This is a genomic window from Roseovarius indicus (assembly GCF_008728195.1).
Classification (GTDB): Bacteria; Pseudomonadota; Alphaproteobacteria; order Rhodobacterales; family Rhodobacteraceae; genus Roseovarius; species Roseovarius indicus.
Window position 1 is genome coordinate 4,585,832 of sequence record NZ_CP031598.1, and the last position, 13,246, is coordinate 4,599,077.

General features: G+C 66.9%; 13 protein-coding genes. 10 read left to right on the plus strand and 3 right to left on the minus strand.

Annotated elements, in window-relative coordinates:
• Positions 1-105: 105 nt before the first annotated feature.
• From RIdsm_RS21995 to RIdsm_RS22005, 3 genes are all read right to left on the minus strand, one after another.
• Positions 106-1,116: a GlxA family transcriptional regulator gene (locus RIdsm_RS21995; protein ID WP_057820276.1), complete on the minus strand. Its 1,011-nt coding sequence runs from the start codon at positions 1,114-1,116 to the stop codon at positions 106-108.
• 52 nt (positions 1,117-1,168) lie between these two features.
• The gene (locus tag RIdsm_RS22000; protein ID WP_057820278.1) at positions 1,169-2,338 is read right to left on the minus strand and encodes a pyridoxal phosphate-dependent aminotransferase; all 1,170 of its coding nucleotides are present in this window, start codon (positions 2,336-2,338) and stop codon (positions 1,169-1,171) included.
• Positions 2,339-2,403: 65 nt separating this feature from the next.
• Positions 2,404-3,375 carry an NAD(P)H-binding protein gene (locus tag RIdsm_RS22005; protein ID WP_057820280.1) on the minus strand — a complete coding sequence of 324 codons (972 nt, stop codon included), beginning with the start codon at positions 3,373-3,375 and terminating at the stop codon, positions 2,404-2,406.
• Between the two features lie 286 nt (positions 3,376-3,661).
• On the opposite strand from RIdsm_RS22005, the gene RIdsm_RS22010 reads away from it, so the two are divergent.
• The 10 genes from RIdsm_RS22010 to RIdsm_RS22055 all read left to right on the plus strand — a co-directional run bounded on the left by RIdsm_RS22010 (position 3,662) and on the right by RIdsm_RS22055 (position 13,196).
• Positions 3,662-4,396 (plus strand): urease accessory protein UreD, encoded by a 735-nt coding sequence (locus tag RIdsm_RS22010; protein WP_236553386.1) that lies wholly within the window; start codon positions 3,662-3,664, stop codon positions 4,394-4,396.
• Between the two features lie 4 nt (positions 4,397-4,400).
• The gene (locus tag RIdsm_RS22015; protein ID WP_057820282.1) at positions 4,401-4,703 is read left to right on the plus strand and encodes an urease subunit gamma; all 303 of its coding nucleotides are present in this window, start codon (positions 4,401-4,403) and stop codon (positions 4,701-4,703) included.
• An 11-nt stretch (positions 4,704-4,714) separates the two neighbouring features.
• Complete coding sequence (locus tag RIdsm_RS22020) at positions 4,715-5,020, plus strand: urease subunit beta (RefSeq protein ID WP_057820284.1); 306 nt, start codon at positions 4,715-4,717, stop codon at positions 5,018-5,020.
• The gene (locus RIdsm_RS22025) at positions 5,017-5,325 is read left to right on the plus strand and encodes a hypothetical protein (RefSeq protein ID WP_057820286.1); all 309 of its coding nucleotides are present in this window, start codon (positions 5,017-5,019) and stop codon (positions 5,323-5,325) included. Before RIdsm_RS22020 ends, RIdsm_RS22025 begins: the two co-directional genes overlap by 4 nt.
• A 6-nt stretch (positions 5,326-5,331) precedes the next feature.
• Entirely contained in the window at positions 5,332-7,092 is a 1,761-nt protein-coding gene (ureC, locus tag RIdsm_RS22030) for an urease subunit alpha (RefSeq protein ID WP_057820288.1), read from the plus strand.
• A gap of 63 nt (positions 7,093-7,155) precedes the next feature.
• Positions 7,156-7,689 (plus strand): urease accessory protein UreE, encoded by a 534-nt coding sequence (gene ureE, locus RIdsm_RS22035; RefSeq protein WP_057820290.1) that lies wholly within the window; start codon positions 7,156-7,158, stop codon positions 7,687-7,689.
• Positions 7,679-8,326, plus strand: a complete 648-nt coding sequence (locus RIdsm_RS22040) for an urease accessory protein UreF (RefSeq protein WP_057820293.1) — start codon at positions 7,679-7,681, stop codon at positions 8,324-8,326. The genes ureE and RIdsm_RS22040 overlap by 11 nt, the downstream gene beginning before the upstream one ends.
• Positions 8,323-8,973, plus strand: a complete 651-nt coding sequence (gene ureG / locus RIdsm_RS22045) for an urease accessory protein UreG (protein ID WP_057820295.1) — start codon at positions 8,323-8,325, stop codon at positions 8,971-8,973. The genes RIdsm_RS22040 and ureG overlap by 4 nt, the downstream gene beginning before the upstream one ends.
• 102 nt (positions 8,974-9,075) lie before the next feature.
• Positions 9,076-10,119: an efflux RND transporter periplasmic adaptor subunit gene (locus tag RIdsm_RS22050; protein WP_057820297.1), complete on the plus strand. Its 1,044-nt coding sequence runs from the start codon at positions 9,076-9,078 to the stop codon at positions 10,117-10,119.
• An 11-nt stretch (positions 10,120-10,130) separates the two neighbouring features.
• A complete protein-coding gene (locus tag RIdsm_RS22055) occupies positions 10,131-13,196 on the plus strand; it encodes an efflux RND transporter permease subunit (RefSeq protein ID WP_057820300.1) in 3,066 nt (1,021 codons plus the stop codon).
• Positions 13,197-13,246 lie beyond the last annotated feature (50 nt).

Sequence of the window (13,246 nt, forward strand, 5' to 3'; positions counted from 1 at the left end):
TGGCAGGCCACACGCGACTCGGGGCCCGCCTCTCCCCAACAGCATCACCCCCAAACGCCGGTCAGATTTAAACCAAACCCGCCGTCAACTTGACCAAACCAGACATCACACCGTCTTGCGATGCATCGGCCACGCCCGGAACTCGAACGGCACCCGCCCCTCGATCCGGTCCTGCCTTGGCGGCAACCCGAACCGCGCCCGATAGGCCCGCGAAAAATGCACCTGGCTCGCGAACCCCGACGCCAGAGCCACCTGGCTCAACGCCATCTCCGTCTGCGTCACCAGCCCCCGTGCCCGGTCCAGCCGGATATCCCGGTAATACGCCGCCGGCGCCTTCTTCACGTAACGACGAAACAGCCGGTCCAACTGCCGGTGCGAAATCTCCATCCGCTCGCAGATCTCCGAAATCGACAGCGGGTCTTCCAGGTGCTTCTCCATCAGCGCAATCGCCCGCCGCACGTTCCGCGGCGCGGTGTTCCCCAGCGGCTCCAGCGGGTCCGCATTCTGCTGGCTCCCCGGCGGCCGCACGCTCTGGTGAAACAGGTACCGCGCCGCCCGGTTCGCCAGCGCATCGCCATGCGTCCCCCGCAGGATGTTCAGCGCGAAATCCGTCGCCGCACTGCCACCGCTGCAACTGATCCGGTTGCCGTCATAAACGAACAGGTCTTCCGTCACCTCGATCTCCGGGTACATCTCGCCGAACGCATCGATATGCTCGTAATGCACCGTCGCCCGCCGCCCCTTGAGCAGCCCCGCCTCGGCAAGAATGAACGCCCCCGTATCCAGCGCCGCCATCGTCGCCCCGGCCCTGGCCCAGCGCCACAAGGCCGCCTGCAACTGCGCCGATCTATGCGCCTCCGGCGTCCAACTCGACGACACCGCCACGATATCCCGCCTTTGCCCCGCGATCTCCGCCAAGGGCCGCGTCCCGATCACCATGCCGTTGCTCGCCGCGCAGTCCCCACCCGCCTCCGACACCACGTCCCAGCGGAACAGGATCTGCCCGTTCAGGTAATTCGCCACGCGAAACGGGTCGATGAACCCCACCGTCGCGGCAAGGTTGAAATGCGGCGTCACCAGAACGGCAAGCTGCACCGGGGTGCGGGGCGCGGGCATAGGTCCACTTTCGGCCAGAACACGTCCAGCCCAGTTAAGTCGGCATCACCGGCTAAAGCAATTCTCCGATCCGCCGGATCGCCTCGCGAATGTTCTCCGTGCTGTTGGCATAAGAGAACCGCAAATACCCCTCGCCGAACTTGCCGAAGGAGGTTCCCGCAATCGCCGCCACCCCGGCCTCCTCGAGAATCCGGTCCTGCGCCTCGCGACTGGTCATCCCCGTCCCCTCGATATTCGGAAACGCATAGAAGGCCCCCGCCGCATCGGCACAGCGCACCCCCGGCAACCCGTTCAGCGCCTCGACGATCACCTGCCGCCGTTCATCGAACTCCGCCACCATCTCCCGAACCGCGTCCTGCGGCCCGTTCAGCGCGGCGATCCCCGCAAACTGCGTCGCCGCGTTCACACAGGAATGGTCGTTGATGCACAGCCGCGTCACGTGATCCACCGCCGCCTCGGGCCACACCGCATAGCCCAGCCGCCAGCCCGTCATGGCATAGGTCTTCGACCACCCGTCCAGCATGATCAGCCGGTCGCGGATCTCGGGATACTGCAACAGGCTCACATGTTCCCGCCCGCCATAGAGCATGTTGGAATAGATCTCGTCCGACATCACCGCCACCTGCGGATGGTCGGCCAGTCCCGCGACCAGCTTGTCGATCTCCTCCTTCTGCGTCACACCGCCCGTGGGATTCGCCGGGCTGTTGATGATGATCAGCCGCGTCTTCGGCGTGATCTGCCCCAGCACCGCCTCGGCGGAAAACGCAAACCCGTTCTCCTCCTTCAGCTCGATCGGCACCGGCGTCGCCCCGCTGTACCTGATCACGCTCTCGTAGATCGGAAAGCCCGGATTCGGATACATGATCTCCGCCCCCGGCTCGCCGAACATCAGCACGGCAAAGAACATCGTCGGCTTGCCCCCCGGCACCGCGACCACGTGATCGGGGTTCACCTCGACCCCGTGCCGCCGGTGCAGATCCGCCGCCACCGCCTCGCGCAGCTCCGGCAGGCCATTGGCCGGCGTATACCCGTGATGCCCGTCGCGCAGCGCCTTGATCCCTGCCTCGACGATATGCTCCGGCGTCCGGAAATCCGGCTGCCCGATCCCGAGATTGATGATATCGCGCCCCTCGGCCGCCATCTTCCCGGCTTTCGCCAGCACCGTGAAGGCCGACTCCGTCCCCAGACGAGAGAGGTTTTCGGCAAACTGCAACTCAGCCATGCGGATGATCCCTTTCCTTCGAACTGGCCCCCAGTCCTACCGCAAACCCCGCCCGGCGAACACGGTCAAAAAACCGCGTGATCCCCCCGGTCAACGCTCACCTCGGCCCGCACCAGCCGCTCGTAGAAATCAAACAACGTCTCCTCCCCGTATTCCGGCGTCTGCTCGGCCGAATACCGCCCGGCGGCCGCATCCCACACCAGCATCGACTCCGTCGCATAATACCGCCCGATCCGCGCCAGCTCCGCCTTGGCCCGCATCCGGGCCGACACGCGGCCGGCCAGAGACAACCCGCCCACAATCGCATCCATCATCCCCACCGGCACATGCTTGAACCGCGACGTCTTGCCCGTAAGCTCGAACAGCTTCTCCCCCATCTCCACCGGCGTCATCGCCGGCCCCGGTCCGCCAATCGGCAGCACCCGGTCAAATCTGTCAGGCTCCATAAGACACCCGGCGATATAACGCCCCAGATCCCCGTCACTGATCGGCTTGCACGCCGTCAGCCGCCCATCCCCGAACAACAGAAAGGGCTTCCCCGCCCTGACCCTCTCCACCTGCCCTGAGAGCGACTTGAAATACGCCGTCGGCCGCACGATCGAATAGCCCATCCCGCTCCCCGCCAAAGCCTCCTCGAACGCCAGCTTCGCACGCTGAAACTCCAGCTTCGGCTTCTGCACGCAGATCGCCGACAGCAGCACGAACCGCCCGATCCCCGCCGCCTGCGCTGCCGCCAACACTTCCATATGCGCCGCGTAATCCACCGCCCAGGCATCCTCCGGCGCCCCGGTCCGCGACGCCATGCACGACACCACCGCATCGAACCGCTCGCCGCAAAGGCCCTCCCGCGCAAACGCCCCGGGCTCATGCAAATCCCCCACGCGCACCAAAGGCCCCACCGCCTTCGACCCCGGCCGCACGAAGCACACCACCTCGTGCCCCGCCTCCTGCAACGCAGACAGCACGGCCCGCCCGATCGTCCCGGTCGCGCCCAGCAGCAGCACCCGCTGCCCCGATCTCTCCGCAAGTTCCTCCATGCCCCCGACCCTAGGCACCCGCGCCGCATTCCAGAAGCCCAAATCCAATGCCCACAAATCAGGCGCGCCGCCCATTATTTGCGCACCTGCGCCGAGGTAACCCGACACACTCCCCCAGAATCTTGCCGCCCGACCACCACCCGTGATCCGATCCAAACGAACACCACGCAAAATCTCTGGGGGGAGAACCGTCATCACGCTGCATCCGGCCCATGTTCTGCCGCCCGTCCTCCCGCGGGCTAGGGGCGAGATCGCCCTCTCGACCAAGCCGGTCGCCGGGCGCAGCGTGCTCGACACCCTCCGCCAGTCCGGCGCCTACAAGGCGCTCTTCCCCCGGCCAGAACACAGCCTGCAAGCCATCCTCGTCAACACCTCCGGCGGCGTCACCGGGGGCGACCGCTTCCACGTTACCGCCCATATTGGCGCCGACACCCATACCACCCTCACGACCCAGGCCGCCGAACGCGCCTACCGCGCGAGCCCTGGCGAAACCGGCCACATGCGCACCCGGCTGACCGTGTGGGAAAACGCCACCCTCCACTGGCTCCCGCAGGAACTCATCCTCTACAATGGCTGCGCCCTCGACCGCCGGCTGGAAATCGACCTCGCCCCTACCGCCCGCCTGCTGATGGCCGAACCAATCCTCTTCGGCCGCACCGCGATGGGCGAAACCCTCACAGATGCCACCTTCCGCGACCGCATAAGCATCACGCGGCAAGGCCAGCCCCTTTACCTCGACGGTGTCTCCCTCACCGGCGATCTCGCCGCCCGCCTTGCCCGCGCCTCCTCGGGCAACGGCGCGGCGGCGATGGTATCCCTCCTCTACGTCGCCCCCGACGCCGAGGCCCATCTCGACCCGCTCCGCGCACTCCTGCCCGCAACCGGCGGTGCCTCCCTACTCGCGCCCGACATGCTCACCCTGCGCCTCGTGGCCCCCGATGGCCACGCGCTCCGCACCCACCTCCTGCCCGCGCTCGACCGGCTCAGCCGCGGCGCCCTCCCCACATCCTGGAGACTGTGAAAAGATGAACCTGACCCCCCGGGAAAAAGACAAGCTGCTGGTCGCCATGGCCGCCGAGATCGCCCGAAAACGGCTGGCGCGCGGCGTCAAGCTCAACCACCCCGAGGCCATAGCGCTGATCACCGACACCGTCGTCGAAGGCGCCCGCGACGGCCGTTCCGTCGCCGACATGATGGAAGCGGGAGCCCAGGTCATCACCCGCGATCAATGCATGGAAGGCATCCCCGAGATGATCCACGAGGTCCAGGTCGAGGCCACCTTCCCCGACGGCACCAAGCTCGTCACCGTCCACAACCCGATCCGCTGAAAGGCCCGCCCATGACCCCCGGAGAGCTCTTTCCCGCCAAAGGCACCCTGACCCTCAACGCCGACGCGAGGCCCATCATCCTCATGGTCGCCAATACCGGCGACCGCCCCGTGCAGGTCGGCAGCCACTACCACTTCGCCGAGGCCAACTCCGCCCTCGATTTCGACCGCGACGCCGCCCGCGGCATGCGCCTCGACATCGCCGCCGGCACCGCCGTCCGCTTCGAACCCGGCCAGCGCCGCGAGGTCAGCCTGATCCCGGTCTCCGGCGCCCGCCGCATCTTCGGCTTCAACCAGCACGTCATGGGGGACCTGTGAAACCCGTCTTCGCCAACCCCTTCGCGCTGCTCACGCTCCAGACACAGGCCACCCTCATGGCGATGGAGGCCGGCGCGGTCATCTGGATGCGGATGATGGGCATGGCCGGCCTGTGGTCGGTCCGCCCCTCCGAAAACGCCCGCATGGTCACCGAAAAACAGAAAGCCTTCACCGAGGCCGGCACCCGCCTGATGCTCGGCACGATGAAGGGTCAGACCACCCTGAGCCACGCGCTCAGGCCGATCCGCCGCACCACCAAATCGAATGTCACCCGCCTGACAAGGCGCGGCCCGAAAAGGAAATAGCCGCCCATGCCCGCCACAATCTCCCGCGCCTCCTACGCCGCCATGTTCGGCCCCACCGTCGGCGACCGTCTCCGCCTCGCCGACACCGACCTCATCATCGAGGTCGAGCGTGACCTCATCGCCGAACGCGCCGGCGCGGCGGCCACCGGCGGCTCCGGCCGGAACACCCTCACCTACGGCGAAGAGGTCAAGTTCGGCGGCGGCAAGGTCATCCGCGACGGCATGGGCCAGTCCCAGGCCACCCGCGCCGAGGGCGCCGTCGACACCGTCATCACCAACGCCCTCATCGTCGACCATACCGGCATCATCAAGGCCGACGTGGGCCTCAAGGATGGCCGCATCGCCGCCATCGGCAAGGCCGGCAACCCCGACACCCAGCCCGGCGTCGACATCGTCGTCGGCCCCGGCACCGAGGCCATCGCGGGCGAGGGCCGCATCCTCACCGCCGGCGGCTTCGACAGCCACATCCACTTCATCTGCCCCCAGCAGATCGAGGACGCCCTGCACTCCGGCCTCACCACCATGTTGGGCGGCGGCACCGGCCCGGCCCACGGCACGCTCGCCACCACCTGCACGCCCGGCCCCTGGCATATCGGCCGCATGCTGCAGGCCGCCGACGCCTTCCCGATGAACCTCGCCTTCGCCGGCAAGGGCAACGCCTCCCTGCCCGCCGCTTTGGAAGAACAGGTCAACGCCGGCGCCTGCGCCCTCAAGCTGCACGAAGACTGGGGCACCACCCCCGGCGCGATCGATTGCTGCCTCTCCGTCGCCGACGCGCTCGACGTGCAGGTGATGATCCACACCGACACGCTCAACGAATCCGGTTTCGTCGAGAACACCGTCAAGGCCATGAAGGGCCGCACCATCCACGCCTTCCACACCGAAGGCGCGGGCGGCGGCCACGCCCCCGACATCATCCGCATCTGCGGGGAGGACCACGTGCTGCCCTCCTCCACCAACCCCACGCGCCCCTTCACCGTCAACACGCTGGAAGAGCATCTCGACATGCTCATGGTCTGCCACCACCTCGACAAGTCCATCCCCGAGGACGTGGCCTTCGCCGAAAGCCGTATCCGCCGCGAAACCATCGCGGCCGAGGACATCCTCCACGACATGGGCGCCTTCTCGATCATCGCCTCCGACAGCCAGGCCATGGGCCGCGTGGGCGAGGTCATCATCCGCACATGGCAGACCGCCGACAAGATGAAGAAGCAACGCGGCCGCCTGTCGGAAGAAACCGGCGACAACGACAATTTCCGCGTCCGCCGTTACGTCGCGAAATACACCATCAACCCCGCCATCGCCCACGGCCTCTCGCACGAGATCGGTAGCGTGGAGCCCGGCAAGCGCGCCGACCTCGTCCTCTGGAACCCCGCCTTCTTCGGTGTGAAACCGGAGATGGTCCTGATCGGCGGGACCATCGCCTGCGCCCAGATGGGCGACCCCAACGCCTCGATCCCCACGCCCCAGCCGGTCTATTCTCGACCCATGTTCGGCGCCTATGGCCGCTCGGTCGAACGCTCCGCCGTGACCTTCGTCTCCGAGGCGGCACAATCCGAGGGCATCGGCAAGGCGCTCGGCCTCGCCAAAGACACGCTCGCCGTCCGCAACACCCGCGGCATCGGCAAGAAAGACCTGATCCTCAACGACGCCACCCCGGAAATCGACGTGAACCCCGAAACCTACGAAGTCCGCGCCGACGGCGAGCTTCTCACCTGCGAGCCCGCCGAGACCCTGCCCATGGCCCAGCGCTACTTCCTGTTCTGAAAAGAGAGCCAAGCCAATGACCCAAAAGCCACGCTCCCACCCCCTCACCCGAAAGGCCACCGCATGACCGACCTGCCCCTCGCCCAGACCGTCCGCCGCGCCGGGGAATGGCGCGGCGTGGCCGAGATCGTCACCCTCGACTACGACACCCGCTTCCTGCGCCGCAAACGCCTTGCCACCGACACCGGCCGCCCCTTCGTGGTCGACCTCGAAAAGACCACCTCCCTCGAGGACGGCGACGCGCTGGAACTCGATGACGGCTCCCGCGTGGTCATCCGTGCCGCCGAGGAAGACGTGCTCGTCGTCACCGGCAAAAGCATCCCGCGCCTTGCCTGGCATATCGGCAACCGCCACACCCCCTGCCAGATCGACACCGACCGCCTGCTCATCCAGCGCGACCCGGTGATCCGCCGGATGCTCGAACAGCTCGGCGCCACCATCGAGGAAGCCCGCCACGCCTTCACCCCCGAGGGCGGCGCCTATGGCCACGGCCGCACCCATTCCCACGACCACAGCCACAGCCACAGCCACAGTCCCGACAAGTTCCACGAGCACGACGCCGAACACGACCCCGACGAGACCGTCGATGCAGGCTGACCCCCGCCTTCTCACCCTCATGCAATGGCTCTCGCCCGCCTACCCGCTGGGCAGCTTCGCCTTCTCCCACGGGCTCGAAAGCGCCATCCGCGCGGGCTGGGTCCATGACGCGCAATCCCTTGAAGACTGGCTCGCCGACCTGCTGACAGACGGCTCCGGCCGAAACGACGCCGTCCTCCTCCGCCTCGCCCACGCCGCCCCCTCGCCGCAGGCCCTCGACGACATCAACGCCACCGCCCGCGCCCTTTCCGCCTCCGCCGAACGCCTCCGCGAGGCCGAGCGCCAGGGCAAAGCCTTCGCCCGCGTCACCAGCCCGGTCTGGTCCATCGACCTGCCCGACCTTCTCCTGCCCGTCGCCGTCGGCCGCGCCGCGGGGCTCCTGTCGCTCGACCCCGACATCACCACCATGCTCTACCTGCAGGGCTTCGCCTCCAACCTCACCTCCGCCGCCCAGCGCCTCATGCCCTTGGGCCAGACGCAAGCCCAGCGCACGCTCTCCCGCCTCGCCCCCCTCTGCCAAAGCCTCGTCACCGAAACCGCCAACGCCACCGCGGCCGACCTCCACAGCAACACCTTCCTTTCCGACATCGCCGCGATGACCCACGAAACCCTGCAACCAAGGCTCTTCCAGTCATGACACGCATGAACGGCCCCCTCCGCATCGGCATCGGCGGCCCCGTCGGCGCCGGCAAGACCACCCTCACCGCACGCCTCGCCGAGCTGATGAAAGAAACCTGGTCCATCGGCGTCATCACCAACGACATCTACACCCAGGAAGACGCCGAGGCGCTCATGCGGATGCAGATCCTCCCCTCCGACCGCGTCCTCGGCGTCGAAACCGGCGGCTGCCCCCACACGGCGATCCGCGAAGACGCCTCCATCAACCTCGCCGCCGTGGCCGAGATGCAGCAACGCCACCCCGACCTCGAAGTCGTCCTCATCGAATCCGGCGGCGACAACCTGTCGGCCACCTTCAGCCCCGAACTGGCCGACCTTACCCTCTACGTCATCGACGTCGCCGCGGGCGAGGAGATCCCCCGCAAGGGCGGCCCCGCCATCACCCGTTCCGACCTGCTGGTGATCAACAAGACCGACCTCGCCCCCCATGTCGGCGCCTCGCTCGAAATCATGGCCCGCGACGCCGCCAGAATGCGCGGCTCCCGCCCCGTCCTCTTCACCGCCTTGCGCCACCACGAGGGGCAAAAAGCGGTGCTCGATGCCATTTGCGACTTGTCTGGCCTCTCCCCCGCTCCACCTCTGTCGCAAAGTCATTCTTCCAACTGAGCCGTTCCCGCCGTACAATCCAGAGTGGGAAAGGCGTGCGCGGACACCCGTGCGCCGGAAGACCGACGCGAACACGATCCACCGGGATTCGGGGGGACACTCATGCAACGATTCCTGACGGCCTTGCTCATGGCCGCGGCCCTGCCGGCCATGGCCCCGGCACAGGAGGGCGAAACGCCCCGCCTTGCCAAGCTGGTCACCGTCGACGCCGGCGATTCCGCCGTCACCCGCAAGTTCTTCGGCCACGTCGCCGCCAAGGAAACCGTCGATCTGGCGTTTCAGGTCGGCGGCCAGGTGGTCAAGCTGCCGGTGGTCGAAGGCAACCCGATCGACGAGGGCGACCTCGTAGCCCAGCTCGACCTCGAACCCTTCGAGCTCTCCCTCGAACAGGCCCGCGTCGAGAAGCAACAGGCCGACCGCACCCTCGACCGTCTCCGCAAACTGGAAGGCAACGCCGTCAGCCAGGTCTCCGTCGAAGACGCCGAGACCCAGGCCAACCTCGCCGCCATCGCCGTCCGCAACGCCGAACGCTCCCTCGACGAAGCCACGCTAGAGGCCCCCTTCGACGGTCTCGTCGCCCGCCGCATGGTCGCCAATTTCGCCTCCGTCGCCGCAGGAAGCCCGGTCGTCCGCCTGCATGACATGTCCGAACTCCGCGTCGAGATCGACGTGCCGGAAGTCCTCTTTCAGCAGGCCGGCCGCGACCCCGATCTCGACCTCTGGGCCACCTTCCCCGCCTCCGACGAACGCTTCCCCCTCACCGTGCGCGAATTCAACGCCGAAACCTCCGATATCGGCCAGACCTTCCGCATCACGCTCGCCATGCAGCCGCCCGAAAACCTGATCGTCCTGCCCGGCTCCTCGGTCGAGGTCTCGGCCACGCTGCGCAGGCCGGGCACCTTCATCACCATTCCGAAAACCGCCGTCGTCACCGGCAATGACGGCTCCCCCTATGTCATGGTCTTCACCCCGGAAGGCGCCGATCAGGGCAGCGTCACCCGCGCCCCCGTCTCCGTCGAGCCCACCAATACCGGCAATGTCCGCGTCACCGAAGGGCTGGAAGAAGGGCAGGAAATCGTCGCCAGCGGCGCCGCCGACCTGAAAGACGGCGACACCGTCTCCCGCTTCGCCGGCTTCCCGGAATAGGGGCTCGCGGCATGAACATCGCCACCCTCTCCATCGCCCGACCCATCTACGTCTGGATCCTGGTCCTCACCTGTCTGCTGGGCGGCCTCTGGGGGTTCGCCACCGTCGGCCGGCTCGAAGATCCCTCCTTCACCATCAAGACCGCGGTGGTCATCACCCAATACCCCGGCGCCAGCGCCATGCAGGTCTCGCGCGAGGTCTCCGAGCCGCTCGAATCCGAGATCCAGAAGATGGGCGAGGTCGACGAGATTCGCTCGGTCAACCAGCCCGGCCTGTCGCGCATCACCGTCGACATGAAGGATATCTACGGCGGCGACGAACTGCCCGAGATATGGACCAAGCTGCGCACCCGCGTCAGCGACGCCCGCCTGCCCGAAGGCACCTCTCAGCCCTTCGTCAACGACAGCTACGGCGACGTCTTCGGCATCTACTACGCCATCACCGCCCCGGGCTATTCCGACCGCGAGATCTACGAGCTTTCCCGCTTCCTCCGCCGCGAGCTTCTCACCGTCGACGGCGTCGCCGACGTCGATGTCTCCGGCGTCCCGCAGGAGGTGGTCTATGTCGAACCCGACCTGGTGCAATCGACCAACCAGAACGTGCCCCCCGGCGCCATCCAGCAGGCCATCGCCAACGCCGACAGCGTCACCGAGGGCGGCACGCTCGACACCGAAACCGGCCGCATCCTGATACAAGGCCCGGAAGGCAGCGACACCGTCTCCGAAATCGCCGGCCTCACCGTGGGCGTCAACGGCGAGGTGCTGAACCTCTTCGACTTCTCCGACGTCTACCGCGCCCGCGAGAAAGACCCCGACATCCTGATCCGCCACAACGGGCAGGAAGCCTTCACCGTCGGCGTCGCCGGCATCAGCTCCGAGAATATCGTCGACGTCGGCAAACGCGCCGACGCCAAGCTGGCGGAACTGGGCCCGCAACTGCCGATGGGCATCGATATCCACCCGATCTACCAGCAGCACGAGGTGGTCGAGGAGGCCTCCAACGACTTCCTCACCAACCTCGCCATGTCGGTCTCCATCGTGGTCATCGTGCTGGCGCTCTTCATGGGCTGGCGCGCGGCGGTCGTGGTGGGGTCCACCCTGCTGCTCACCGTGGTCGGCACGCTCTTCTTCATGGGGCTCTTCTCGATCGAGATGGAACGCATCTCGCTCGGCGCGCTCATCATCGCCATGGGCATGCTGGTCGACAACGCCATCGTCGTCGCGGAAGGCATGCAGATGACCATGCTGCGCGGCAAATCCTCCCACGAAGCCGCCGAAGAGGCCGCGGGTCAAACCCAGATCCCCCTCCTGGGCGCCACCGTCATCGGCATCATGGCCTTTGCCGGCATCGGCCTCAGCCCCGACGCCACCGGCGAATTCCTCTTCTCGCTCTTCGCGGTGATCGGCATATCGCTGCTGCTCTCGTGGCTGCTCGCGCTCACCGTCACGCCGCTGCTCGGCCACTACTTCTTCAAGCGCGGCAGCGGCGAAGGCGAAGCGGGCTCCTACAACGGTTTCATCTTCCGGGCCTATGCAGGCCTCCTGCGTGCCTGCCTCCGGCTCTGGTGGCTGGTCATTCCCGGCCTCGTCGCCATCACCGTGATCTGCTTCATGCTCTTCGGCCAGATCAAGCAACAGTTCTTCCCCGACAGCAACACGCCCCTCTTCTTCGTCCACTACAAGCTCGAACAGGGCGCCTCGATCCACGAAACATCCGAAGACCTGCGCGTCATGGAAGACTGGCTTTCGCAACAGGACGAGGTCGTCTCCACCACCGCCTATGCGGGCCAGGGCGCCATCCGCTTCATGCTCACCTACCAGGCCGAAGACCCGAACCCCTCCTACGGCCACATCATCGTCCGGACCGAAACCATCGACACCATCGCCGCGCTCATCGACCGGATGGAAGGCTTCATGGCCACCACCCTTCCCGAAGGGGAATTCCGCGCCAAGCGCCTCGCCTTCGGCCCCGGCGGCGGCAACCCGATCGAGGCCCGCTTCTCCGGCTCCGACCCGGCCGTCCTGCGCGACCTCGCCGACCGGGCCGCCGAACGGCTGACCGCGGCCTCCGACAACATCGTCGCCCCCCGCATCGACTGGCGCGAACAGGAACTCGTCCTGCGCCCGATCTACGCCACCGACCGCGCACAGGAGGCCGGCATCAACCGTGACGACGTCACCGGCATTCTGCGCTTCGCCACCGACGGCATACAGGCCGGCGTCTACCGCGAGGGCGAACGCCAGATCCCGATCATCCTGCGCGCCGACCCCGAAGACGACCTCGCCCTCACCGATTTCGTCATCTACTCCGAAAGCGCCCAGGCCTTCATGCCCTTCGAACAGATGACCAACGGCCTGCGCTTCGACCCGCAGAACACCCTCCTGAAACGCCGCGACCGCGTGCTCACCATCACCGTCGGCGCCGACATCGCCCCGGGCCTCACCGCCGCGCAGGTGCAATCCGAGGTGACGCAAACCATCGAGGAGATGGAACTCCCCTCCGGCTACCAGATGGAATGGGGCGGCGAGCTCGAAAGCTCCTCCCAGGCCCAGGAAAGCCTCGGCCGCCAGCTCCCGCTCAGCCTGATCGTCATGGTCACCATCTCGGTGCTGCTCTTCAACGCCATCCGCCAGCCGCTCATCATCTGGCTGCTGGTGCCGATGTCCGTCAACGGCGTCAGCCTCGCGCTTCTGGGCACCGGCATGCCCTTCACCTTCACGGCGCTGCTCGGGTTGCTCTCGCTCTCGGGGATGCTCATCAAGAACGGCATCGTCCTCGTCGACCAGATCGACCTCGACCGCCGCGACAATCCCGAGACCACCCTGAAGGATTCGATCGTCAACGCCTCGGTCTCGCGTCTCCGGCCCGTGGTGCTGGCGGCGGCCACCACCATCCTCGGCATGATCCCGCTGATATGGGATGCGTTCTTCCAGTCGATGGCGGTCACCATCATGGGCGGGCTCGCCTTCGCCTCGGTCCTGACCCTCGTCGCGGCCCCGGTCTTTTATTACGTGTTCTTCATCCGCGCCGACCGGAAATCGCCCACGACCGAGACGACAACACCTTCCCCGGCGTAAGACCCCGGCGGCGGGCAAAAAATATACCATATTTGTCAACGTCAACAGGA